This window comes from Actinomadura fulvescens (assembly GCF_039533225.1).
Taxonomy (GTDB): Bacteria; Actinomycetota; Actinomycetes; order Streptosporangiales; family Streptosporangiaceae; genus Spirillospora; species Spirillospora fulvescens.
This window is the reverse complement of the sequence record NZ_BAAATD010000006.1, coordinates 1-23,055: the sequence shown is the minus strand read 5'-3', so window position 1 is coordinate 23,055 and position 23,055 is coordinate 1. Positions and strand designations below refer to the sequence as shown.

Below are 23,055 nucleotides of genomic sequence, written 5' to 3'. Positions count from 1 at the left end.
ACAACCGAAAACCCCCAGCACCTTGCTCACGGCCGGACGGAGCACAGTGGGTCGTCGAGACGACGAATCGTTCACCGAATTCGTGGCGGCGCGCGGAACCGCCCTGACGCGGACCGCCGCACTGCTCTGCGGCGCCCGCCAGGACGCGGAGGATCTGCTGCAGGCCGCCCTGGAGAAGGCGTACCGGCACTGGGGCCGGCTCGATCCCGAGACCGATCCCGAGCCCTATGTGCGGCGCATCCTGGTCAACCTGGCGATCAGCCGATCCCGTCGGTGGAAGGTGCTGCGCGAGATCAACATGGCCCGGCCGCCGGACCGGCCGGTGGCCTCGCCGGTGCACGCCGTGGAACTGCGCGGGACGTTGATGGAGGAGCTGCGCAGGCTCGGCCCGCGGCAGCGCGCGGTGCTCGTCCTGCGCTTCTGGGAGGACCTGTCGGAGGCGGAGACCGCGCGCGTGCTCGGCTGTTCGGTCGGCACGGTCAAGAGCCAGGCGTCGCGGGGCCTCGCCAGGCTCCGCGAACGGCTCGACACCGACCTGGCGCCGCTTGCGAGATGAACGACCGGCTCGGCGGGATGAACGACGGACCGGCGGGATCAACGATGGACCCGGAGAGATGAGCGATGGACCTGGAGAGCGAACTGCGCAAGGCGATGGCGGAGCACACCGCCGAGGCGTCGGCTCCCGCCTCGCTCGCGGCGCGGGTGCGGCACCGGCACCGCCGCCGCGTGGCCCGGATCCGCACGACGGTCGGCGTGGCCGCCGTCGCGGTCGTGGCGATCGCCGCGGTGCCCTCCTACCGGTCCCTGGACGCGGGCCCGGTGAGCGCGTCGCGGACCCCCACGTCCACCGGTACCGCGGCGGCGCTGCCACCAGGACAGGACAGGACACCCGCCCCGGGTCCGTCACGGACTCCCCGCTCGACGGACGGGCCCGGGACGGGATCGACCAGGCAGCCGACGGTGCCCGGCACGACGCCGAGCGGCAGCGGCGGCCCGATCCCTGGAGGCGGCGCCTCCAAGCTCCCCGCCTGGGTGACCTATATGCCGTCCGGGCTGAGCGCCGCCGGGCCTTGCGCGACCCACCGGAGCGGGCAGCGGTCGACCACGACGTGTCGGTGGCAGGGCTCGTCGGGCTCAGTAGAGGTACGCCTCGTCCGCGGAATGGGATTTGCCGGGCCCGAAAGCCTGGCCGCCTTCCCGACCGTTCCGACGCCCACCACCGTCCGGGGCCGCCGCGCGATCATGACCGACCGGCCGGACACGGGCCGGCAGATCGCATGGCTCGACCGGCCGGGCGTGGGAGTCCTCGTCGTGGTCGGCGGCGCCGCGCGCGCCCAGCTGCTGCGGATCGCCGAAGGCGTCCGGCCCTGAGAACGCCGAGAGCGCCCCGGCGGACACCTCCGCCAGAGCGCTCCGCCGTATAAAGCCGTCAGCGGGACTCGTTGAGGAGCTTGGCCACCCGGGAGACGCCCTCGACGAGGTCGTCGTCGCCGAGCGCGTACGAAAGCCGGAAGTAGCCGGGGGTCCCGAACGCCTCGCCCGGCACCAGGGCGACCTCGGCCTCCTCCAGGATCAGAGAGGCGAGCTCCACCGAGGTCTGCGGACGCTTGCCGCGGATCTCCTTGCCGAGCAGTTCCTTGACCGAGGGGTAGCAGTAGAACGCGCCCTCGGGCTCCGGGCACACCACGCCGGGGATCTCGTTGAGCATCCGGACCATCGTCTGGCGGCGCCGGTCGAACGCGGTGCGCATCTCGGCCACCGCGTCCAGGTCGCCGGTCACCGCGGCGAGGGCGGCGGCCTGCGCGACGTTGGAGACGTTGGACGTGGCGTGCGACTGCAGGTTGGTCGCCGCCTTCACCACGTCCGTGGGGCCGATCATCCAGCCCACCCGCCAGCCGGTCATCGCGTACGTCTTGGCCACGCCGTTGAGCACCAGCGTCCGGTCGGCCAGCTCGGGCACCACGACCGGCATCGAGTGGAACTCGGCGTCCCCGTACACCAGGTGCTCGTAGATCTCGTCGGTGATCACCCAGAGGCCGTGCTCGTCCGCCCAGCGGCCGATCGCCTCGATCTCGTCGCGCGAGTAGACGGCGCCGGTCGGGTTGGAGGGCGAGACGAACAGCAGCACCTTCGTCCGGTCGGTGCGCGCCGCCTCCAGCTGCTCCACGCTCACCCGGTAGCCGGTGGTCTCGTCGGCCACCACGTCCACCGGCACGCCGCCCGCCAGCTTGATCGACTCGGGATAGGTGGTCCAGTACGGCGTCGGCACGATCACCTCGTCGCCCGGGTCGAGCAGCGCCGCGAACGCCTCGTACACCGCCTGCTTGCCGCCGTTCGTCACCAGCACCTGCCCGGCCTCGACCCGGTAGCCGGAGTCGCGCTCGGTCTTCTCCGCGATGGCGGTCTTCAGCTCGGGAAGCCCGCCGGCGGGGGTGTACTTGTGGAAACGCGGCACCCGGCAGGCGGTCACCGCCGCCTCGACGATGTAGCCGGGGGTCGGGAAGTCAGGCTCGCCCGCGCCGAAACCGATGACCGGGCGGCCCGCCGCCTTCAGCGCCTTGGCCTTGGCGTCGACGGCCAGGGTGGCGGACTCGGAGATGGCGGCGATGCGCCGGGAGATGCGAGGACGGTCAGTGCTCATGTCCCTATCGTTACAGAGGACCGGCCGTGCTCACGTCCCTATTCCGCAGTCGCCGCACGAAGACCTCGACCGGACGTCGCCACCGGTCGCGCCACCGGTCGCGCCACCGGTCGCGCCACCGGTCGCGCCACCGGTCGCGCCACCGGTCGCGCCGCCCGTGCGCCGAGCTCGTGTCGATCTTCTGGCCGTCTGGTTCGACGAGCGGCCCCTCATCCACGTAGACTCACCCCCCAGTGGCGCGACACCGGCATACGGCCATGTCCTCGAAAGGCCGATAAGGTGGAGCCGTCACTAACGAAGGGCAGTGGCTCAATTGGCAGAGCACCGGTCTCCAAAACCGGCGGTTGGGGGTTCGAGTCCCTCCTGCCCTGCGAGGTGCGGTGCGCGCACCCGTGCCCGGCCAGATCATGGCGTGCGTCATGGCACGCACGCCGGTGGCGGACAGGCGCTACGACCACATAGTGGTTGATCACGACCTATGAGGTGAACGGCGGCACAATGGCGACTGAGACGAGCAGCGGTGAGGCCGCGGCCAAGGACGAAGGCAGGAAGCCCGCGGGTAAGCGGACGTCTCCGGCTCTCTTCGTGCGCCAGATCATCGCCGAGCTGCACAAGGTCATCTGGCCCACGCGCAAGGAACTCATCACCTACACCACGGTCTGCCTGGTGTTCGTGCTGGTCATGATCGGGATCGTGGCGGGTCTGGACTGGGCGCTCACCAAGGGCATCTTCTGGGTGTTCGGCTGAGCCGTACCGGCCCGGCCGCCCACGTCATCCACACCGCCGGCAATTCCATCACCGGAAATCGTTCGAGAGAAAGAGTCACCGTGTCCGAGTCCACACAGCCCCACGACGAGGCCATCGAAGAGGCCCAGTCAGCTGCGGCTGCTGAGGCCGGCCCGGCGGACGAGTTCGCCACGCCGGCGGACGAGGCGACTGCCGAGCCCGCCGCCGACGTCGAGGCCGCCGAGGCCTCCGCGGCGGACGCCGAGACCGAGGAGACCGCGCTCGCCGACGCCGCGGCGGCCGAGGCCGGAGCCGACGAGGTCGCGACCGGTGATGAGGCCGAGTCCGAGGTCGAGGCCGGCGACGAGTCCGAGTCCGGCGACGAGTCCGAGGTCGAGGCCGAGGCTGAGGCTGAGGTCGACGCCGGGCCGCCGGCCGACCCGTACGCGGACTTCAAGATGCAGCTGCGGCTGCAGCCGGGCGACTGGTACGTCGTGCACTCCTACGCGGGTTACGAGAACCGGGTCAAGACCAACATCGAGACCCGGACCCAGACCCTCAACATGGAGGACTACATCTTCCAGATCGAGGTTCCTCAGCACGAGGTGACCGAGATCAAGGGCGGCAAGCGGCAGAAGGTCAACGAGAAGGTCCTGCCGGGCTACATCCTGGTCCGCATGGAGCTGACCGACGAGTCGTGGGCCGCGGTCCGCAACACGCCAGGCGTCACCGGCTTCGTCGGCCTGTCCAACAAGCCGTCCCCGCTGAGCCTGGACGAGGTCGCCAACCTGCTGGCCCCGGAGCCCGAGGAGGGCAGCCCGGCCAAGGCCAAGGAGCAGGCCAAGGTCGCCACCACCGTCGACTACGAGGTCGGCGAGTCGGTCACCGTCATGGACGGCCCGTTCGCCACCCTGCCCGCCACGGTCAACGAGATCAACGCCGAGCAGCAGAAATTGAAGGTCTTGGTTTCGATCTTCGGGCGGGAAACGCCGGTGGAGCTTTCGTTCAACCAGGTCTCCAAGATCTGATCGCTGTGACGAACGCCCTCGCGTACGCGGGGGCGTTCCTCATGGCATAAACTTGCCTGTCGACCCCGCCCCGGCGGGGATGGTCCGCTCAAGGTGCTCGTCTCGATCTTGGGACGCGAGTTGGCCCCGCAGACGCGGGGACGCGGCGGACATCAGTGGTTCCTACATCGTGTTTGAGTCCCGGTCGCGATGTTGCCCGCATGGCGGGAGTCGGAACCTAAGAAAACGGGACATAGGGGTAAACATGCCTCCGAAGAAGAAGATCGCCGCAGTTGTCAAAGTTCAGTTGCAGGCCGGCCAGGCGACCCCGGCTCCGCCGGTCGGTACCGCGCTCGGTCCGCACGGCGTCAACATCATGGACTTCTGCAAGCAGTACAACGCTGCCACCGAGTCCCAGCGCGGCAACGTCATCCCCGTAGAGATCACCATCTACGAGGACCGCTCGTTCACCTTCATCACCAAGACCCCGCCGGCCGCGCAGCTCATCCTGAAGGCCGCGGGCGTGGAGAAGGGCAGCGGCGAGCCGCACAAGACCAAGGTCGGCTCGGTCACGCGCGACCAGATCCGCGAGATCGCCACCACCAAGATGCCCGACCTCAACGCCAACGACCTGGAGGCCGCCGAGAAGATCGTCGCCGGCACCGCGCGGTCGATGGGCATCGAGGTCAAGTAGTTCTTCCCACGGGGTCTCCCGTGCGGACGTGGGAGGGTCGCGCGCCGCGGCCCGCTCTACCACCAAGGAGCAAGTCATGAAGCACAGCAAGGGCTACCGCAACGCGGCCGACAAGATCGACCGGGACCGGCTCTACAGCCCGGCCGAGGCCGTCGCGCTCGCCAAGGAGACCTCGGTCACCAAGTTCGACGCGACCGTCGAGGTCGCGATGCGGCTGGGCGTCGACCCCCGCAAGGCCGACCAGATGGTGCGCGGCACCGTCAACCTGCCGCACGGCACCGGTAAGACCGCCCGCGTGCTGGTCTTCGCCGGTGGCGCCAAGGCGGACGAGGCCCGTGAGGCCGGCGCCGACCTCGTCGGCTCGGACGACATGATCGAGCGGATCCAGGGCGGTTTCCTGGACTTCGACGCCGTCGTCGCCACCCCGGACCAGATGGGCAAGGTCGGCCGCCTGGGCCGCGTGCTCGGTCCGCGTGGCCTGATGCCCAACCCGAAGACCGGCACCGTCACCATGGACGTGGCCAAGGCCGTGTCCGACATCAAGGGCGGCAAGATCGAGTTCCGGGTCGACCGGCACGCGAACCTGCACTTCATCATCGGCAAGGCGTCCTTCAGCCAGCGCCAGCTGGTGGAGAACTACGCCGCCGCGGTCGACGAGATCCAGCGTCTCAAGCCGTCGGCCGCCAAGGGCCGGTACGTGAAGAAGGCCGTCATCACCACCTCGATGGGCCCGAGCGTCCCGATGGACCCGAACGCGGTCCGCAACCTGACCGCGGAGCTCGACGAGGCCTGATCGCCTGATGGCCCGATCCACGGCCTTCGGACCCATGGTCTGATCACGAAGTGACAGAGGGGCGCTCCCGGCCGGGAGCGCCCCTTCCGCTGTCCGGATGGAGCTTCTGGGGGTACGTCCGGGGTCGTACCACGCCGGGTTCTATTGGTACTAGCGGGGGATGTGGCCCGGAGCACGCCGGACGAGACTGGAGCTCATCGGGCAGGGCAACGAAGGAGGCTCATTCCTCATGAAGCGCCGATTCGCCGTGGTGGCCGGCGGCACCGCCGTGGGTGCCGCGCTGCTCGTCTCCGGATGCAACGGAGCCGACAATGGCGCCAACACCGACAACATGAAGCTCACCGCCGCCCAGGCGCTGACACGGACGTCGGACAAGACCGGCCAGGCCGACACGTTCAAGGCCGATCTGACCGTGACCGAGAACGGCGGCGGGAAGGTCCACGCCACCGGGCAGTTCCGCCTCAAGCCGACGCTGACGTTCAGCGCCCAGCTCGATGAGGTCAGCCGCGGCGGCCAGGCCGTGCCGGGCATCAAGGGGCAGGCCATCTTCACCGGCGACACCCTCTACGCCAAGGTGCCGCAGCTGGCCAGGTTCGTCGCGAACGGCAAGCCCTGGGTGAAGGTCGACGTCAACAAGCTGGGCCAGACCACCGGCTTCGACGTCAAGAGCCTCATCGACCAGGTCGAGAAGGTCAGCCCGGCCGAGCAGACCAAGATGTTCACCGCGTCGAAGGACGTGCGCCGGGTCGGCCAGGAGAGCGTCGACGGTGTCCGGACCACGCACTACACCGGCACGGTGACCGTGCAGGACGCGCTCAACCGGCTCGACGCGCAGGCGCGCCAGAAGGTGCAGAACTGGTTCCCCAAGGGCGCCGCCAACGAGAAGATCAACTTTGATCTGTGGACGGACAAGGACGGGCTGCCGCGCAAGCTGGAGTCCAAGGGCGGTTCCGGTCAGGACTCCGGCACCGTGACCGTGCTCTACAGCGACTACGGCAAGTCGGTCCGGGTCAACCCGCCGCCCGCGGACCAGACCGGTGAGCTGTCCCTCAACGGGCTGCTGGGAGGCGGCAACTAGACGCCAACTGGCCAACCAGGGGACATGACCGCCATGAAGGGCCATGACGTACTCGTACGTCATCGGCCCTTCATGCATGTTTGAACCCGTCCGTCCCTCCCGGCGTCTAACATTGCCGTCCGGTCGTCGCCGCCCGGGCGACTTCGGCCGACCACAGAGGAGATCAGATGATTCGTCGCTTCGCAGCGGGCACGGCGGTGGCCACCGGCCTCGCCCTGTCGCTCACCGGCTGTCTTGGAGCGGCCAAGGACAAGGCGGGCGAGACCGGCAACAAGCTCCAGCTCAGTGCCGCGCAGGTGATCGGCAAGGCCGCGGAGAGGACCGGCCAGGCCGACACCTACAAGGCGGACATGACCGTCGACAGCAAGCTGTCGCAGGGCGCCATGAAGATGCACATGGTCATGCAGGCGCGGCTGCGGCCGACGCTGGCCATGACGCTCAACATCGACTCGGCGACCGTGGGCGGCCGGTCGATGCCCGGCGGCGGCATGGAGATGCGGCTCGTCGGCGACGCCATGTACATGAGGATGCCGGGCCTGGCGGCGCAGAACGGCGGCAAGCCGTGGGGGCGGATGTCCCTGTCCGGCCTGGGCGGCAACTACGGCGAGCTCCTCCAGCAGGCGCAGCGCCAGAACCCGGCCGAGCAGACCAAGCTGTTCACCGGCTCCAAGAACGTCCGCGAGGTCGGCACCGAGAACGTGGGCGGCGTTCAGACCAAGCACTACACGGGCACGGTCGCGCTGTCGGAGGCGCTCGGCAAGCTCGACGCCCAGACCCGCCAGAAGATGGAGAAGGCCTACCAGCAGCTCGGCACCCAGACGATCGGCTTCGACCTCTGGGTCAGCGACGACTCGCTCCCGCGCAAGATCATCACCACGGTGGAGACCGGCATGGGCGCCGTGAACACCACGATGCTCTTCAGCGACTACGGCAAGCCGGTCGAGGTGTCCGCGCCCCCGGCCTCCGAGGTCGGCGCGGTCAAGCTGCCCGGCCTCGGCGGCAACTGATCGTCCGCCCGGACGCACGGACCTGGGCGTCCGGGCCTCCTGGCCTCCGGCTCCACGGGACCGCGTCCGCACGGGCGCGGTCCCGATTTGGTGACGGGCGGATCGACCGCGTACTCTGTTCATTGCCGAAGACCGCCGGTCGTCACCTCACGGTGACCGAAGGACCCGATTCATTCGGGCGGCCCGCGTAGGTGAGACGAGAGCTTCCCGCATGACCTCCGCGTCGTGCCCGACGCCCCGTGCGCCTACGCCGGGGCGTTCGCTGTTTCTTCAAGCCTCTCGCCCCGGCGGCTTCCACCCAGGTAATCGGAAGGAGGCCCATGGCAAAGGCCGAAAAGGCTGCGGCGATCGCCGAGCTCAAGACCGCGTTCGAGAGCTCCAACGGCGCCGTGCTGACCGAGTACCGCGGGCTCACGGTGGCGCAGCTCAAGGAGCTGCGCTCCAACCTCGGCGAGAACGCGAAGTTCGCCGTGGTGAAGAACACGCTGACCAAGATCGCCGCTGACGGCGCCGGGCTGGACGAGCAGTTCAAGTCGCTGCTCGAAGGCCCGTCGGCCATCGCCTTCGTCAACGGTGACGTGGTCGAGGCCGCCAAGGGGCTGCGTGACTTCGCCAAGGCCAACGAGCACCTGGTGATCAAGGGTGGCTACATCGACGGCAAGTCGATGGACGCCGCCGAGGTCGCCAAGCTCGCAGACCTCGAGTCGCGCGAGGTGCTCCTCGCGAAGCTCGCGGGGGCGATGAAGGGCAACATGGCCAAGGCCGCCGCCGTCTTCGCCGCCCTGCCGACGCAGACGGCCCAGCTCGCCGAGGCGCTCCGCGCCAAGCGCGAGGCCGCCGGCGAGACCGCCGAGGCTCCGGCCGCGGCTCCCGCCGACGACGCCCCGGCCACCGAGGCCGCTGCCGACGAGGCGCCCGCCGAGTAACGGTCCACCCGGACCAGGACCCCGCGGTCCACGTAAGACCCCACGTTTTAAGCCATAGCGGAGGAACACATCATGGCGAAGCTCAGCCAGGACGAGCTGCTCGACGCTTTCAAGGAGATGACCCTCCTTGAGCTGTCGGAGTTCGTGAAGCAGTTCGAGGAAGTCTTCGACGTCAAGGCCGCCGCCCCGGTCGCCGCCGTCGCCGCCGCCGGCCCGGCCGCCCCGGTCGAGGAGGCCGAGGTCAAGGACGAGTTCGACGTCATCCTCGAGGCCGCCGGCGACAAGAAGATCCAGGTCATCAAGGAGGTCCGTGGTCTCACGAGCCTCGGCCTCAAGGAGGCCAAGGACCTGGTCGACGGCGCGCCCAAGCCGCTGCTGGAGAAGGTCAACAAGGAAGCGGCCGACAAGGCCAAGGAGGCCCTGGAGAAGGCCGGCGCGACGGTCACCGTCAAGTAAGGCCTCTCCGAGCTCCGGAGCCGCGACGGCTCCACGCTCTCCAAGAGGCGGTCACCCCGATGGGGTGGCCGCCTCTTCGCGTTGGCGGCTCGTATCGGGCGGTGTCCGGAGGGTTGTTCGGAACGCCCGAACTTGTCCGAACGTGACAAAAACCCGCTCGAACTCACTTTGGAGAGCTAGTTGTGGGCGTCCTCGCACGGCCCGTAGCGTCACCCACTACCGAGTACGGCACCGCAGTCCGGCCACACCCGGCCGCAACCGCCACACCCCGGTTGAGGTGCTTCTTGTTGGACCAGTAGTCTCGCAGCGTCGTAAGTAACGATTGTCTTACAACGTCGCATTTTGCCGCTGATCTGGGGCTGAACCCCTTCCATTTCGACAGATCGCCGCTAACGTAGTGGCACCCGCCACAGCTACCGAGCGGTAGCAACGGGGCGGACACAAGATGTGACGACAACTTCACCGTGAACTCCAGCTCGCCGCCACCCCACCCCCGTCCCCCGCGGGCAAGAGCGGCGTCACACCCTGGGTTCGCTACTCGATCATTGGGTTCCGGATTCCCCGGCCTGGACGAAAGGTGACGAGTGGGCGTCGAGATTCGCGTCGAAGGGCTGACGAAGGCCTTCGGCAGCCAGACCATCTGGCAGGACGTGTCGCTAACGCTTCCCGCAGGAGAGATCTCCGTTCTCCTGGGGCCCTCGGGCACGGGCAAATCCGTCTTCCTGAAGTCCCTGGTCGGGCTGCTCAAGCCCAACCGAGGTCACATCTGGGTCGGTGACCGCGACCTGCCCTACCTGCCCGAGAGCCAGCTCTACGAGACCCGCAAGCTGTTCGGCGTCCTCTTCCAGGACGGCGCCCTCTTCGGCTCGATGAACATCTTCGACAACGTGGCGTTCCCGCTGCGCGAGCACACGAAGAAGTCCGAGTCCGAGGTCAAGCGCATCGTCATGGAGAAGCTGGAGCTGGTCGGCCTGCTCGGCGCCGAGGGCAAGCTCCCCGGTGAGATCTCCGGCGGCATGAAGAAGCGCGCGGGCCTGGCCCGCGCCCTCGTGCTCGACCCCGAGATCCTGCTGGTCGACGAGCCGGACTCCGGCCTGGACCCGGTCCGCACGGCCTATCTGAACCAGACGATGATCGATCTGAACGCCGAGCTCAACCAGACGTTCCTCATCGTCACCCACGACATCAACACGGCCCGCACGGTGCCGGACAACATCGGCCTGCTCTTCCGTCGCGAGCTCGTGATGTTCGGCCCGCGCGAGATGCTGCTGTCGAGTGAGGAGCCGGTCGTCCGGCAGTTCCTCAACGCTCGCCGCGTCGGCCCCATCGGCATGTCGGAGGAGAAGGACGTCTCCGAGCTGGAGGCCGAGGCCAAGATGGGCATGGACGTCGGCAAGCTGCCCCCCATCCCGCCACAGCAGATGCCCACCACCGGGCGCATCCGTCCCGCGCAGCACGCGCCCGGCGCCTGGTGCGCCGCGCACGGCGTCACGCCGCCGCCCGGGTCGTTCATCGACGAACTCGGGCGTAACTGGGTCGAGGAGTGGCCGCGGTACGTCGCGGCCATGAGCAGCCCGGTCGGCGGCCACCAGATCGGCGGCCCGCAGATCGGAGATCAGCAGGTCGCCGGCCAGCAGCAGCCCCCGGGAGCAAGGTACTGATGTCAACTCCTGGTATCGGCGCGGACCAGCGAGAGGGCACCAAGAAGGGCAGGGGCTCTTCCGGCACGCTCCAGAAAATCGGGGACGGCGCCACCAACGTCGCGATCAGGGAACCCGGACGCTTCTTCGCGTTGTGTCTGGACACCTTCCGCGCGATGTTCCAGTGGCCGTTCCAGTGGCGCGAGTTCGTGCAGCAGGCCTGGTTCATCGTCAGCGTGACCGTGGTGCCGACGATGCTGGTCGCCATCCCGTTCGGCGGCATTCTGTCGCTGCAGGTGGGCGGCCTCATCCGGCAGCTCGGCGCGCAGTCGTTCACCGGCGCGACCGCGGTGGTCGCGATCGTCCGCGAGGCCAGCCCGCTGGTCACCTCGCTGCTGGTCGCGGGCGCCGCGGGTTCGGCCATGTGCGCCGACATCGGCTCACGCAAGATCCGTGAAGAGATCGACGCGATGGAGGTGCTGGGGATCAACCCCCTGCACCGCCTCGTCGTGCCCCGCATGCTCGCCTGCGCCTTCGTGGCGCTGTTCCTGAACGGCCTGGTCTCGGTGGTCGGGCTGATCGGCGGCTACGTCTTCAACGTCATGCTGCAGGACGGCACGCCCGGCGCCTACCTGGCGTCGTTCAACGCGATCGCGCAGCTGCCCGACCTGTTGCAGGCCGAGTTCAAGGCGTTCGTCTTCGGCATCACGGCGGGCCTCGTCGCCGCCTACAAGGGCCTGAACGCCAAGGGCGGGCCGAAGGGCGTGGGCGACGCGGTCAACCAGACCGTCGTCATCACGTTCATGCTGCTCTTCCTGGAGAACTTCGTGATCTCCGCCCTGTACTTCCAGTTCATCCCGCAGAAGGGCATGTGATGGCTGCCCCTGGAAAGTCGGGGAAGGCCGCCACCAAGGCGCTCAACGCCCCTCTCGACCGTCTGGAGGACTTCGGTCACCAGCTGTCGTTCTACGCCCGGGCGTTCGCCTGGTTCTTCCGTGTCCTGCGCCGGTACCGCACCGAGGTGCTGCGGCTGCTCGCCGAGGTGAGCCTCGGCACGGGCGGCCTGGCGGTCATCGGCGGCTCGGTGGTGATCGTCGGCTTCATGACGTTCTTCACCGGCAGCCAGGTCGGCCTGCAGGGCTACAACTCCCTGAACCAGATCGGCACGGCCGCGTTCACCGGGTTCGTGGCGTCGTACTTCAACACGCGCGAGATCGCGCCGCTGGTGTCGGCGCTGGCGCTGTCGGCGACGGTCGGCTGTGGCTTCACCGCCCAGCTCGGCGCGATGCGGATCTCCGACGAGATCGACGCGCTGGAGGTCATGGCGGTTCCGTCGATGCCGTTCCTGGTGACGACCCGCCTCATCGCCGGGATGCTCGCGGTGATCCCCCTCTACATCGTGGGCCTGCTGGCCTCGTACGGCGCCACCCGGCTGGTCGTCACGCTCTTCTACGAGCAGTCGACCGGTACGTATGAGCACTACTTCAATCTATTCCTTCCGCCCTATGACATCTTGTGGTCATTTGGCAAAGTAATCGTCTTCGCGATGCTCGTGATGCTCATCCATTGCTACTACGGCTACAACGCCAGCGGCGGCCCCGCGGGCGTCGGCGTCGCGGTGGGCCGTGCGGTGCGCACCAGCATCGTCGTCATCAACGTGGCCGACCTGCTGATGGGCATGGCGATCTGGGGAGCCACCACGACCGTACGGATTGCGGGGTGACTGCTCGATGACCCATTCCGTGAGCCCGAATGGCATGTCCCAGCGCGTGCGCTACCAGCTGCTGGGCCTGTCCATGGTCGTCGTTATCGCGCTGCTCCTGGTGTTGACCGTCGCCTTGTTCAACAAGGCGCTCACACCGGTGGTGAAGGTGAAGGTCGACGCCGAACGCGCGGGGCTTCAGCTGCTGCCGCGCTCGGACGTGAAGGTCCGCGGCCTGATCGTGGGCGAGGTCCGGGGGACGAAGGCGTCCGCCGACGGCGCCGTGCTGGACCTGGCGCTCGACCCGGACAAGGCCAAGCTGATCCCCAACAACGTCCAGGCCCGCCTGATCCCCAAGACGCTGTTCGGCGAGAAGTACGTCGACCTGGTTATCCCGGCCGAGGCCGGCCCGCTCGGGCTGCGCAAGGGCCAGACGATCCAGCAGGACCGGACGCAGATCGCGGTCGAGATCGACAAGGTGCTCGGAAACCTGCTGCCGCTGCTGCAGGCGGTGCGGCCCGAGAAGCTGAACGCCACCCTGAACGCGCTGTCGACGGCGCTCCAGGGCCGCGGCGACCAGCTCGGCCGCAACCTGGAGCAGGTCGACTCGCTGCTGAAGAAGATCAATCCCGAGCTGCCGACGCTGGTGTACGACCTGGACGCGCTGGCCGACACCGCCGACGTCTACAGCGCCGCCGCGCCGGACCTGCTGCAGACGTTGCGCAACCTCAACGTCACCAACAAGACGATCGCCGACAAGCGCGCCACGATCGAGGACATCATCCCCATGGTCACCGGGACGGCCGAGAAGGGCGACCGGTTCATGCAGGTGAACGGTCCCAAGATCATCGGCGTGAACGTCGCGAACCGCGCCGGGCTCGCGCTGTTCGCCCGCTACTCGCCGTCGTTCCCCTGCACGGTCGCGGGCATGAGCAAGCTGCAGGCCGAGAACGAGCGGGTCGCCGGCGGCAAGGGCTCGCCGACCTACAACCTGACGATCGAGATCGTCAAGCCGCGGCCGGCGTACAAGTACCCGCTCGACCTGCCCGACCCCAGGGACCAGCGCGGCCCGCGCTGCTACAACATGCCCAACCCCAAGGTGCCCTTCCCCGACTACCTCGCGCTGGACGGCACCGAGGACGACCTCTGGTGGAAGAACCCCGATCCGCCCAACGCCCCCACCAACGCCGGCACCCGCGGCCGGGCGACCTCGGGGGTCTTCGTCGACCCGGGTTCCATGACCGACAAGGAAAAGCTCAAGAACATCGTCGGCCCGATGACACGGACGCCGGCGGATGAGGTCTCGGATGTGGCGGAGCTGCTGTTCGGTCCGCTCCTGCAGGGATCGGTGGTGACGGTCAAATGAAGACCACGAGCGCCGCGATCAAGCTCGGCATCTTCGTCGTCCTGACCTCGCTGGTCACCGGCGTGCTCGCGATGACCATCTCCAACGTGCGGTTCGGCGACACCCGCAGCTACAAGGCCATCTTCACCGACGTGGCCGGGCTGCTGGAGAAGGACGACGTCCGCGTGGCCGGCGTCCGGGTGGGCCAGGTCGAGAAGATCAAGCTGCACCAGGGCACCAAGGCCGAGGTCACCTTCAGCGTCCAGAAGTCCGGCGTGTTCGAGGCGGGCATCCCCACGTCCACGCAGGTGCAGGTGCGCTACCGCAACCTGATGGGCCAGCGGTACGTGGCGCTGAGCGAGGGACCGGGCGCGGCCAACGACTACCTGCGGCCCGGCGGCACGATCCCGATCACGCAGACCAAGGCGGCGCTGGACCTGACCGTCCTGTTCAACGGGTTCAAGCCGCTGTTCAAGGCCCTGGAGCCCGACGACGTCAACAAGCTGGCGTTCCAGATCGTCCAGACCCTGCAGGGCGAGGCCGGCACGGTCAACAGCCTGCTGTCGCACGTGGCGTCGCTGACCAACACGCTGGCCAACCGCGACCGGGTCATCGGCCAGGTCATCGACAACCTCAACAGCGTGCTGGGCACCATCGACCAGCGCCACGGCGAGGTCAACCGGCTGATCGGCGACCTGCGCGGCTTCGTCAGCGGGGTGGCCGACGACCGCAAGGCGATCTTCGACTCGGTCGCGGCGCTGAACGACCTGTCCGGCACGACCGCCGGCCTGCTCGCGGAGGCACGGCCGGGCCTCAAGAACGACATCGCGGGCCTGCGGACGCTGGCCGCGACGCTGAACCGCCACGACGACAAGCTCGACCTGGCCCTCAAGCGGACCCCGGGCCGCCTGGAGGACCTGGTCAACATCTCCTCGTACGGCGGCTGGTTCAACATGTACATCTGCGGTCTCGACGCCAAGGTGCGGCTGCCGGGCGGCCCGGTCTACCAGACACCGGCGATCGTGAACGACAACGCGAGGTGCAAGTAGATGAGGATCCCCTTCCGGGAGCGCAACCCGGTCCCCATCGCGCTTGGCGGCTTCGCCATCATCATCGTCGTGCTGGTGCTCGCGATGAACCTCGGCAGCATCCCGTTCATCTCCGGGCAGCGCACGCACACCGCGGCGTTCGCCGAAGCCGCCGGGCTCAAGCCGAACGAGGAGGTGCGGATCGCCGGCGTCAAGGTCGGCAAGGTCACCGCGACCGACCTCGACGGCGACCACGTCAAGGTCACCTTCCGGGTCGACAACGACGTGAAGCTGGGCGATCTCACCCGCGCCGAGATCAAGATCAAGACCGTGCTGGGCGCGCACTACCTGTCGCTCGACCCGCGCGGCGGCGGCCGGCTGTCCAGGCAGATCCCGCTGGACCGGACCGCGACCCCGTTCGAGGTGGTCCCGGCGATCAGCCAGCTGAGCGAGCGGCTCCAGAAGATCGACTACCAGCAGGTCGCGAAGTCGTTCGACGTCCTGTCCGACACGTTCCAGAACTCGCCGGACGAGATCCGCGCCTCGCTCAAGGGGCTGCGGAGGTTGTCGAGCACCATCGCCTCCCGCGACGAGGAGCTGCACGAGCTGGCCGGGCGGGCGAAGAACGTGTCGCAGCTGCTGGCCGACCGCAACCAGGACTTCACCAGGCTGATCCAGGACGGCGACAAGATTCTGCAGGCCGTGCGGGCCAGGCGTGCCGTCATCCACCAGCTGCTGGTCAACACGGTCACCCTGTCCCAGCAGATCAACGCGCTGATCAAGGAGAACGAGGGGCAGCTGAAGCCGATGCTGAAGAACCTCTCCGGCGTCACCGAGGTCCTGCTGAAGAACCAGCGGAACCTGGACCGCACGATCGAGCTGTTCGCCCCGTTCTCGCGGCAGTTCGCCGAGGTCACCGGTAACGGCCGCTGGTTCGACGCCTGGCTCCAGAACCTGATCCCGATCCCCGCCCACATCCAGGACCCGCCGAAGCAGAACGGCGGCGCCGGAAACCGCGGCCCGAACCAGAACGGTGGCCAGAACGGGACGCAGGGCGGTCAGAACGGCGGTCAGAACGGCAACGACAAGGGCAATCCGCTGCCCTTCCTCCCGTGAGCGAGCAGGCAGGTATCCGTGCGTAATTCAGGAACCATCCTCCGGCTCGGCGGCGTCATCCTCGCCGTCGCGGTGCTGGTGGCAGCGCTCGCGCTCGTCATGCGGGAGCCGGAGCAGCGGCACATGACGGCGTACTTCACCAAGACCGTCGGCCTTTACAAGGGCGCCGAGGTGCGCATCCTCGGCATCAAGGTCGGCCGGGTCGAGAAGGTGACCCCGGTCGGCGACTCGGTCAAGGTCGAGCTGAAGTACGACGCCAAGTACAAGGTGCCCGCCAACGCCGAGGCCGCGATCATCAACCAGACGCTCGTCGCCGACCGCTACGTCCAGCTGTACCCCGTCTACAAGGGCGGGCCGGTCATGCCGGACAAGTCGACCCTGACCGTCAACCGCACCAAGGTGCCGGTCGAGGTCGACGAGATCGGCACCAGCCTGAACGACCTCAACAAGGCCCTCGGGCCCGAGGGCGCCAACAAGCCCGGCCCGAACGGCCAGGAGGGCTCGCTGTCCCGGCTGCTGCAGGTCGGCGCCGACACCCTCGAAGGCCAGGGCACCGACATCCGCCAGACGATCAGCGACACCTCCAAGGCGCTCAGCACGCTCAGCGCCGACCGTGAGGACGTCGCCAAGACGATCGAGAACCTGCGCGTCATCACCGGCGCGATGAAGGCCAACGACGCGCAGATCCGGCAGTTCACCGGCCACCTCAACGGGGTGTCCGGGCAGCTGGCGGGGGAGAAGGAGGAGCTCAGCGCCGCGCTGCAGACCCTCGGCCCGACACTGCGCAACGTCCAGCGCTTCGTCAAGGACAACCGCGGCGAGGTGTCGAAGAACGTCCGCCAGCTCGCCCAGATCACCGGCACGCTGGTCAAGCAGAAGGACGCCCTCGCCGAGGCGCTGACGGCCGCGCCGCTGGCGATCAACAACACGGCACGGGCGTACGACCCGATCAGCGGCACCATCCACCAGCGCGCCGACCTGCGCCAGTTCCACGACCTGGCCGACTGGATCTGCTCGCTGGCGTACTCGGTCGGCACCCCGGCCAAGCAGTGCCTGGACTTCGTCCGCCCGTACAACGGCATCGGCAAGGCGCTGACCGGGCTGAGCCTGGACCTGTCCTGGATCACCGCGCTGACCACGCACTACGACCCCGTGCCGATCCCGCCGGACGCCTACCCGCCGGGTGAGGGCCCGGGCACCAGGGGCACCAAGACCAAGAACCAGCAGACCAGGACCGGTGGCCAGAACAGCCACCAGCCGCAGGGCATCAACGGTCTGCTGCCGGGAGGTGGCGAATGAGGCGGCGCTACATCAGGCTCGGCGCGGCGGCCCTCGCCGGAGCGGCGGCCCTGTCGGGCTGCTCGTTCCGTGGCGTGGACTCGATCCCGCTGCCGGGCGGCCCGGACGTGGGCGACAACCCGCTCACGGTCAAGATCGAGTTCCAGAACGTGCTCGACCTGGTGCCGCAGTCGGTGGTCAAGGTCAACGACGTCTCGGTGGGCAAGGTCCAGAAGATCGATCTCGCGGGCCGGGACGGCAACGCGGCCCTCGGCGTGCCGGGCGGCCAGGGCGGCTGGCGCGCGGTGGTCACCGTGAAGATCCGCCGGGACACCAGGCTGCCCGACAACTCCGTGGCGACCATCGGCCAGACGAGCCTGCTGGGTGAGAAGTTCGTGGCGCTCTCGTCGCCGCCGCGGCCCGAGGCGCCGACCGGGCAGCTGGGCAACAACGACCTGATCCCGCTGGCCAGGACGACCCGCAGCACCGAGATCGAAGAGGTGCTGTCGGCGATGTCGCTGCTGCTCAACGGCGGCGGGCTGGAACAGGTCTCGACGATCACCCATGAGCTGAGCGCCGCCATGGGCGGGCGCGAGGCGACGATCAAATCGGTCCTGCACCGGGTCGACACGTTCGTGGGCACGCTCGACCGCAACCGCGGCTCGATCGTGCGCGCGATCGACAGCATCGACCGCCTGACCGGCAAGCTGTCGGCCGAGCGCGCGACGATCGCCGACACCATCGAGAAGGCCGGGCCGGCGGTCGACATCCTCAACCGCAACCGCGCCGACCTCACCAAGATGCTCGTGTCCCTGGACAAGCTGAGCCGCCGGACCACCGGCGTGATCAAGGCGTCCCAGGACGACCTGCTGGCCAACCTGCGCGACGTCGACAAGGTCCTGCGCAACCTCAACAAGTCCGGCGACACGCTGCCCAAGACCCTGGAGGCCATGCTGGCCTTCCCGTTCTCGACCACGTTCGGCAACGTGGTCAAGGGCGACTTCGGCAACGTGCGGCTCACGGTCGACCTCGACATGGAGAGCCTGGCCCGCAACCTGCTCGGCGGCACCGACCTGGAGGGGCTGCTCAGCAGCGGCCAGGGCATGCGCAGCCTCCTGCAGGTCCCCAACCTGACGCTCCCGCAGACGCCGCTGGGCGTCCTGCCCAACATGCCGGGTGACACCTCCGGCGGGAGCCTGCCCGGCCTTCCCGCGCCGAACGGCGGGAAGCCGAGCGGAAAGCCCCGTTCGATGGGCACGTCCGATCTGGAGGCGTTGATGACGGGGGGCCTCTCGTGATCCTCAAACGAGGCGTCAAGATCCAGCTGGTCGCGTTCGCGATCGTCACGATCCTCGGCGTCAGCATCGTCGCGGTGAACTACCTCAAGATCGGCGCCAGCCTGCTGGGCCGCCAGTACACCGCGTACGTCGACCTCAGCGACTCCGGCGGCGTCTTCACCAACGCCGAGGTCACCTACCGCGGCGTGGCCGTCGGCCGGGTCGGCCCGATCCAGCTCACCAAGGACGGCATCAAGGTCAAGCTCCAGCTGGAGCGCGGCAAGCGCATCCCGCGCGACGGCACCTCGGCCGTCGTCGCCAACCGTTCCGCGGTCGGCGAGCAGTACATCGACCTGCAGCCGAGCAAGAACACCGGGCCCTACCTCGACGAGGGCGACCCGTACACGATCCCGCGGCAGCTCACCCGGCTGCCGGTGTCGACCGCGGAGCTGCTGCGCAACGTCAACGCTCTCGTGGAGTCGGTGGACCCGAAGGACCTCGGCACCATCGTGGACGAGCTGGACAAGGCGTTCGCCGGTTCCGGCACGGACCTGCAGAAGATCCTCGACGACACCGACCGGCTGCTGAAGACCGCCGAGGCGGCCTACCCCGACACCAAGCAGCTGCTCGACAACAGCCGGACCGTGCTCAACACCCAGCGCTCGCACGGCGCCGACATCAAGGGCTTCGCCCGCAACCTGAACGAGCTGACCACGCAGATCCGCCGGGACGACCCCGCGCTGCGGGCCACGATCGACGCCACCCCCGGCGCCGTCGACCAGATCGACAAGACGATCGACGACCTCTCCCCGACGCTCCCCGTCCTCCTCGCGAACCTGACCACCACAGGTCAGGTGATCACCTCTCGCCAGGCCGGGCTGCGCTCGCTGTTCATCCTCTATCCGGTGGCGGTCGCCGGCAACTTCACGGTCATGCCGGGCGACGGCACCCACCACATGGGCCTGGCGCTCAACATCGACTCGCCGCCGCCGTGCGTCCGGGGCTACGAGAAGGTCCAGCGCCGCTGGCCGCACGACACCAAGCCCAAGAAACCGCGCCTGGACGTGGGCTGCAAGCTGCCGAACAACTCGCCCACCGACGTCCGCGGCTCCCGGAACGTGCCCCGCTCGGCGGAGGTGAAGCCTCCGGCGCTCCCGCCGGGCGCGACCGACGGCGCCGGTTTTCCCGAGGGCGGCGCGACCGGAACGAAGGCGAAGGCCGACCAGAAGCACGCCTCGGTCGGGACGAACGGCCAGGCCACAGCCTCGGACCCGAGTCAGATCTTCATCCCGTTCCCGTCAAAGTCAGTGGACCTCGCCGGGTACGATCCAGCGACCGGCGCGGTCTATGGGCCGGACGGCAAGCGCTATGCCCTGCCCACGACCGCGGGATCCCGTCAGTTGGGAGAAGAGGCCTCGTGGAAGTGGCTCCTGCTAGGGCCGTTGGCACAGTGAGGATCGGATGAAGACCTCCAGGCTCACGACGCTGATCCTTGGCGTGCTCGTCATCGGGCTGGCCGTGGCCGTCGGCTGGGTCGGCGTGCTCGTCCTGCAGAAGAAGAGCGACGCCGACCAGCGGGCCAAGGCCGTCCAGGCCGCCCGCCAGATGGGCGTCAACCTCATGACCGTCGACCACGCCAGTGCCCAGAAGGACCTGGACCGGATGCTCGCCGGCACGACCGGCGACCTGAAGAACCAGCTCGCGACCCAGTCCAAGGTCTTCATCGACTCGGTGACGAAGGCGCAGACCAAGTCCACCGTCAGCCAGGTGGACGCGGCCGTCGTCTCCATCGACGGCGACTCTGCCGAGGTCATGGTCTCCCTGAACGGCATGGTCACCAACCCCAAGGTCCCCGGCGGCGTGACCAGGCCCTACCGGTACCTGATGGATCTGTCCAAGTCCGGTGACCGCTGGCTGGTGTCGAAGTTGGAGATGGTCCCGTAATGGCTAAAGCGACCCCGGCCGAGAAGGCCCGGGAGGCGGAACGCCGGGCGAAGCTGGCCGAAGAGGCCGCCGAGCGCGCCCGCGAGGCCGCCAGGCTCGCCCAGGAGGCCGCCGCAGCCGCGGCCGCCGCCGAAGCAGCCGAGGCCGAAGCCGAAGCCGCCATGGCCGAAGCCGAAGCCCCCAACGAAGCCCCTCCCGCGCCCGCCGCCAGCAAGCCCGCCGACGCGATCAAGGCGCCCACCGCCGCCAAGAACGGCGCGACCGCGTCGTCCGACGCGGCTGTGGCTGCGACCGATGCCGACGTGGACCAGCCCGCCAGCGGCGATGCGGCTAAGGCGACCGCTGCGACCGGGTCGGCCGGCGCGAGCAAGGCCGCTGGCGCGAGCAAGGCCGCTGGCGCGGCCGAAGCCGTCGCTGCGACCGAATCCGCCGACGCGGAGGTCGGCAGCGCGGACCAGGCCGATGCCACGGACAAGGCGACCACCGGCGCCAAGATCGACGCGGACCAGCCGTCCGGCACGGGCAAGGCCGCCGATGCAGGCAAGATCGCCAGGGCGAGCGAGGTGGCCTCTGCCGCCAAGAACGGCGCGGCCGGGTCGTCCGACGCGGATGTGGCTGCGACCGATGCCGACGTGGACGAGGTCGGAGGCACGGCTCAGGCGGATGCCACGGGGAAGGCCGACAGCCTGAGCGAGGTGGCCACCGGCGCCGAGATCGATACCGACGAGTCGTCCGGCGCGGGCAAGGCCGCTGACGTGGATGATGCCGCCGACGTAGGCGAGGCCGACAGCGCGGGCAAGGTTGCCACTGACACGAAGGTCGACGCCGGCGCGAAGGCCGGTGGTGTTGGCGAGGCGGATGCGGACGCGGCTGAGGATGCCGATGAGGTGTCTGGTGGCTCGGAGAAGGGTGTTGCTGGCGGGGGTGTGGCCAAGGGTGGCCGCAAGTCTCGGTTCGGGCGGAAGGGCAAGTCCCGTACGGAGGGCGCTGAGACGGCTTCTGAGGCGGCCGAGGACGATGCGGACGGCAAGGCCGCAGACGTTGTAGCGGGCGCCGAGGATGACTCTGAGGGCGATTCAGGCGGGGACGAGCCGGTCGTTCTCAAGAAGAAGGACGCGTCTGGGCGGAAGCGGCGTGCCAAGGTGCCGGTGCTGACGCTTGTGCTTGCGGTGCTGGCCGTGGCGCTGTCCGCCGGCGTGGTGGCGCTGGGGCTGAACGTCCAGGAGCGGAGCGCGACCGAGCAGGCGACCCGGCAGGCCACGTTCGCGGCCTCGCGCGCGGCGCAGGACCTGTCGTCGTTCGACTACAGGACGCTTGAGGACGACTTCAAGAGTGCCTCGGCCCAGACGACCGGCAAGCTCCGTACCGACTACGACAAGCTGACCCAGCAGATTCGCCAGACGGCGGTCTCGCAGCAGGCCGTGGCCACGACGACCATCCTCAAGGTGGGCGCGATCAACGCCTCGCCGAAGAAGGTCGTCGTGCTGGTCTACGCCAACCGTTCCACGGCCAAGAACACCGACAAGGAGAAGAAGCTCCCCGAGTCGCTGCGCATGAAGATGACCATGCTCAAGGTCGACGGCAAGTGGCTCGCCTCCGAGTTGACGGTGATCTCGTAGCCCGCGCCGTCCGTGCCCCGATCCAGCCGAGCGATCACCCTCCGAGGGGTGGTCGCTCGACTGTTTCGGCAGGCTTCTACAGGGTCTACTAGCGAGTAGGGGCAGGAACCTTAAACTATGGCCTTCCTCACTGCAGGTCAGAGCCCGAAAAGTCCATGTCCGCTCTTGACTCTTGGGCCTTCAGGGGCGATGCTCCAAGGCAACTGTGATGCATACTGCGGCGCTAGAGTTGCGAGCGGTGTGGTGGTCGGCTACACTGCCCCTTTGCGCTGCCCTTTGACTATCCTCGTGTGAGAGCAACCCTGCCTGGGCCCGTTTTGGGGTCTTCTGAGCCAGTCTCGCACCTGGATCGTCTGGCGTGCGTGTCGTCAGTTACGCCGCGAGCCCTCGGAAGGACCACTCTTGGCAGCCTCGCGCAACGCCTCGAATACCGCAACCGGTCCGAACCGCGTCTCCTTCGCGCGCATCAAGGAGCCGCTCGAAGTCCCGGACCTCCTTGCTCTGCAGACCAACTCTTTTGACTGGCTGCTGGGCAACGAGAGGTGGAAGGCCCGGGTCGAGGCGGCCCAGAAGGCCGGAAGTAAGAGCGTCCCGACCCAGTCGGGCCTCGAAGAGATCTTTGAAGAGATCAGTCCCATCGAGGACTTCTCAGGGACGATGTCCCTGTCGTTCCGCGATCACCGGTTCGAGCCGCCCAAGTACTCCGTGGAGGAGTGCAAGGACAAGGACATGACCTACTCCGCCCCGATGTTCGTCACGGCGGAGTTCATCAACAACA

Annotated in this window: 23 protein-coding genes, 1 tRNA gene and 1 pseudogene; 23 read left to right on the top strand and 2 right to left on the bottom strand. The window is 68.4% G+C overall.

What is annotated here, in order from left to right:
* The first annotated feature begins 46 nt into the window (after positions 1-46).
* Both ABD333_RS22380 and ABD333_RS22375 read left to right on the top strand, forming a co-directional pair.
* Positions 47-556, top strand: a complete 510-nt coding sequence (locus tag ABD333_RS22380; protein ID WP_344543800.1) for a SigE family RNA polymerase sigma factor — start codon at positions 47-49, stop codon at positions 554-556.
* A 65-nt stretch (positions 557-621) separates the two neighbouring features.
* Positions 622-1,371 carry a hypothetical protein gene (locus ABD333_RS22375; protein ID WP_344543798.1) on the top strand — a complete coding sequence of 250 codons (750 nt, stop codon included), beginning with the start codon at positions 622-624 and terminating at the stop codon, positions 1,369-1,371.
* Positions 1,372-1,429: 58 nt separating this feature from the next.
* Here ABD333_RS22375 and ABD333_RS22370 read toward each other — a convergent pair whose 3' ends face one another.
* Complete coding sequence (locus ABD333_RS22370) at positions 1,430-2,641, bottom strand: pyridoxal phosphate-dependent aminotransferase (RefSeq protein ID WP_344543797.1); 1,212 nt, start codon at positions 2,639-2,641, stop codon at positions 1,430-1,432.
* A 10-nt stretch (positions 2,642-2,651) separates the two neighbouring features.
* Entirely contained in the window at positions 2,652-2,858 is a 207-nt protein-coding gene (locus ABD333_RS22365; protein WP_344543795.1) for a hypothetical protein, read from the bottom strand.
* Between the two features lie 81 nt (positions 2,859-2,939).
* On the opposite strand from ABD333_RS22365, the gene ABD333_RS22360 reads away from it, so the two are divergent.
* The 21 genes and pseudogenes from ABD333_RS22360 to ABD333_RS22260 form a co-directional block, all read left to right on the top strand.
* Positions 2,940-3,012, top strand: a tRNA-Trp gene (locus ABD333_RS22360).
* Between the two features lie 127 nt (positions 3,013-3,139).
* Entirely contained in the window at positions 3,140-3,388 is a 249-nt protein-coding gene (gene secE / locus ABD333_RS22355; RefSeq protein ID WP_344543794.1) for a preprotein translocase subunit SecE, read from the top strand.
* 80 nt (positions 3,389-3,468) lie between these two features.
* Complete coding sequence (gene nusG / locus ABD333_RS22350; RefSeq protein WP_344543792.1) at positions 3,469-4,395, top strand: transcription termination/antitermination protein NusG; 927 nt, start codon at positions 3,469-3,471, stop codon at positions 4,393-4,395.
* A gap of 244 nt (positions 4,396-4,639) precedes the next feature.
* Positions 4,640-5,068 (top strand): 50S ribosomal protein L11, encoded by a 429-nt coding sequence (gene rplK / locus ABD333_RS22345; protein ID WP_344543790.1) that lies wholly within the window; start codon positions 4,640-4,642, stop codon positions 5,066-5,068.
* Between the two features lie 76 nt (positions 5,069-5,144).
* Positions 5,145-5,861, top strand: a complete 717-nt coding sequence (rplA, locus tag ABD333_RS22340) for a 50S ribosomal protein L1 (RefSeq protein WP_344543789.1) — start codon at positions 5,145-5,147, stop codon at positions 5,859-5,861.
* A gap of 229 nt (positions 5,862-6,090) precedes the next feature.
* Positions 6,091-6,939, top strand: coding sequence for an SCO4651 family lipoprotein (locus ABD333_RS22335; protein ID WP_344543787.1), 849 nt, complete (start codon positions 6,091-6,093; stop codon positions 6,937-6,939).
* A 167-nt stretch (positions 6,940-7,106) separates the two neighbouring features.
* Positions 7,107-7,946: an SCO4651 family lipoprotein gene (locus tag ABD333_RS22330; RefSeq protein ID WP_344543786.1), complete on the top strand. Its 840-nt coding sequence runs from the start codon at positions 7,107-7,109 to the stop codon at positions 7,944-7,946.
* A gap of 320 nt (positions 7,947-8,266) precedes the next feature.
* Complete coding sequence (gene rplJ, locus ABD333_RS22325) at positions 8,267-8,872, top strand: 50S ribosomal protein L10 (RefSeq protein ID WP_344543784.1); 606 nt, start codon at positions 8,267-8,269, stop codon at positions 8,870-8,872.
* A gap of 72 nt (positions 8,873-8,944) precedes the next feature.
* Positions 8,945-9,328 carry a 50S ribosomal protein L7/L12 gene (gene rplL / locus ABD333_RS22320; RefSeq protein WP_344543783.1) on the top strand — a complete coding sequence of 128 codons (384 nt, stop codon included), beginning with the start codon at positions 8,945-8,947 and terminating at the stop codon, positions 9,326-9,328.
* A gap of 584 nt (positions 9,329-9,912) precedes the next feature.
* On the top strand, positions 9,913-10,989 hold the full coding sequence (locus tag ABD333_RS22315; RefSeq protein ID WP_344543781.1) for an ABC transporter ATP-binding protein: 1,077 nt from the start codon (positions 9,913-9,915) through the stop codon (positions 10,987-10,989).
* Positions 10,989-11,843 (top strand): MlaE family ABC transporter permease, encoded by an 855-nt coding sequence (locus ABD333_RS22310; protein ID WP_425546927.1) that lies wholly within the window; start codon positions 10,989-10,991, stop codon positions 11,841-11,843. Before ABD333_RS22315 ends, ABD333_RS22310 begins: the two co-directional genes overlap by 1 nt.
* Positions 11,843-12,691 (top strand): MlaE family ABC transporter permease, encoded by an 849-nt coding sequence (locus ABD333_RS22305; RefSeq protein WP_344543779.1) that lies wholly within the window; start codon positions 11,843-11,845, stop codon positions 12,689-12,691. The genes ABD333_RS22310 and ABD333_RS22305 overlap by 1 nt, the downstream gene beginning before the upstream one ends.
* A 34-nt stretch (positions 12,692-12,725) precedes the next feature.
* Positions 12,726-14,036 (top strand): MCE family protein, encoded by a 1,311-nt coding sequence (locus tag ABD333_RS22300; protein WP_344543778.1) that lies wholly within the window; start codon positions 12,726-12,728, stop codon positions 14,034-14,036.
* Positions 14,033-15,064 (top strand): MCE family protein, encoded by a 1,032-nt coding sequence (locus tag ABD333_RS22295; protein WP_344543776.1) that lies wholly within the window; start codon positions 14,033-14,035, stop codon positions 15,062-15,064. The genes ABD333_RS22300 and ABD333_RS22295 overlap by 4 nt, the downstream gene beginning before the upstream one ends.
* Entirely contained in the window at positions 15,065-16,159 is a 1,095-nt protein-coding gene (locus ABD333_RS22290) for an MCE family protein (protein ID WP_344543775.1), read from the top strand.
* Positions 16,160-16,177: 18 nt separating this feature from the next.
* On the top strand, positions 16,178-17,458 hold the full coding sequence (locus ABD333_RS22285; RefSeq protein WP_344543773.1) for an MCE family protein: 1,281 nt from the start codon (positions 16,178-16,180) through the stop codon (positions 17,456-17,458).
* Positions 17,455-18,735 (top strand): MCE family protein, encoded by a 1,281-nt coding sequence (locus ABD333_RS22280; RefSeq protein WP_344543771.1) that lies wholly within the window; start codon positions 17,455-17,457, stop codon positions 18,733-18,735. The genes ABD333_RS22285 and ABD333_RS22280 overlap by 4 nt, the downstream gene beginning before the upstream one ends.
* Positions 18,732-20,168 carry an MCE family protein gene (locus tag ABD333_RS22275; RefSeq protein WP_344543769.1) on the top strand — a complete coding sequence of 479 codons (1,437 nt, stop codon included), beginning with the start codon at positions 18,732-18,734 and terminating at the stop codon, positions 20,166-20,168. The genes ABD333_RS22280 and ABD333_RS22275 overlap by 4 nt, the downstream gene beginning before the upstream one ends.
* Before the next feature lie 7 nt (positions 20,169-20,175).
* Positions 20,176-20,658, top strand: coding sequence for a hypothetical protein (locus tag ABD333_RS22270; protein WP_344543767.1), 483 nt, complete (start codon positions 20,176-20,178; stop codon positions 20,656-20,658).
* Positions 20,658-22,277: a hypothetical protein gene (locus tag ABD333_RS22265; RefSeq protein ID WP_344543765.1), complete on the top strand. Its 1,620-nt coding sequence runs from the start codon at positions 20,658-20,660 to the stop codon at positions 22,275-22,277. Before ABD333_RS22270 ends, ABD333_RS22265 begins: the two co-directional genes overlap by 1 nt.
* 402 nt (positions 22,278-22,679) lie before the next feature.
* Positions 22,680-23,055: pseudogene (locus tag ABD333_RS22260) on the top strand (DNA-directed RNA polymerase subunit beta); the annotation flags it as partial.

Excerpts from the sequence above, each read along its gene's own strand:
- ABD333_RS22375 (WP_344543798.1), top strand. The coding sequence starts at position 622 with ATGGACCTGGAGAGCGAACTGCGCAAGGCGATGGCGGAGCACACCGCC.
- ABD333_RS22370 (WP_344543797.1), bottom strand. The coding sequence starts at position 2,641 with ATGAGCACTGACCGTCCTCGCATCTCCCGGCGCATCGCCGCCATCTCC.
- secE (WP_344543794.1), top strand. The coding sequence starts at position 3,140 with ATGGCGACTGAGACGAGCAGCGGTGAGGCCGCGGCCAAGGACGAAGGC.
- rplK (WP_344543790.1), top strand. The coding sequence starts at position 4,640 with ATGCCTCCGAAGAAGAAGATCGCCGCAGTTGTCAAAGTTCAGTTGCAG.
- rplA (WP_344543789.1), top strand. The coding sequence starts at position 5,145 with ATGAAGCACAGCAAGGGCTACCGCAACGCGGCCGACAAGATCGACCGG.
- ABD333_RS22335 (WP_344543787.1), top strand. The coding sequence starts at position 6,091 with ATGAAGCGCCGATTCGCCGTGGTGGCCGGCGGCACCGCCGTGGGTGCC.
- ABD333_RS22330 (WP_344543786.1), top strand. The coding sequence starts at position 7,107 with ATGATTCGTCGCTTCGCAGCGGGCACGGCGGTGGCCACCGGCCTCGCC.
- rplJ (WP_344543784.1), top strand. The coding sequence starts at position 8,267 with ATGGCAAAGGCCGAAAAGGCTGCGGCGATCGCCGAGCTCAAGACCGCG.
- rplL (WP_344543783.1), top strand. The coding sequence starts at position 8,945 with ATGGCGAAGCTCAGCCAGGACGAGCTGCTCGACGCTTTCAAGGAGATG.
- ABD333_RS22310 (WP_425546927.1), top strand. The coding sequence starts at position 10,989 with ATGTCAACTCCTGGTATCGGCGCGGACCAGCGAGAGGGCACCAAGAAG.
- ABD333_RS22305 (WP_344543779.1), top strand. The coding sequence starts at position 11,843 with ATGGCTGCCCCTGGAAAGTCGGGGAAGGCCGCCACCAAGGCGCTCAAC.
- ABD333_RS22300 (WP_344543778.1), top strand. The coding sequence starts at position 12,726 with ATGTCCCAGCGCGTGCGCTACCAGCTGCTGGGCCTGTCCATGGTCGTC.
- ABD333_RS22295 (WP_344543776.1), top strand. The coding sequence starts at position 14,033 with ATGAAGACCACGAGCGCCGCGATCAAGCTCGGCATCTTCGTCGTCCTG.
- ABD333_RS22290 (WP_344543775.1), top strand. The coding sequence starts at position 15,065 with ATGAGGATCCCCTTCCGGGAGCGCAACCCGGTCCCCATCGCGCTTGGC.
- ABD333_RS22280 (WP_344543771.1), top strand. The coding sequence starts at position 17,455 with ATGAGGCGGCGCTACATCAGGCTCGGCGCGGCGGCCCTCGCCGGAGCG.
- ABD333_RS22270 (WP_344543767.1), top strand. The coding sequence starts at position 20,176 with ATGAAGACCTCCAGGCTCACGACGCTGATCCTTGGCGTGCTCGTCATC.
- ABD333_RS22265 (WP_344543765.1), top strand. The coding sequence starts at position 20,658 with ATGGCTAAAGCGACCCCGGCCGAGAAGGCCCGGGAGGCGGAACGCCGG.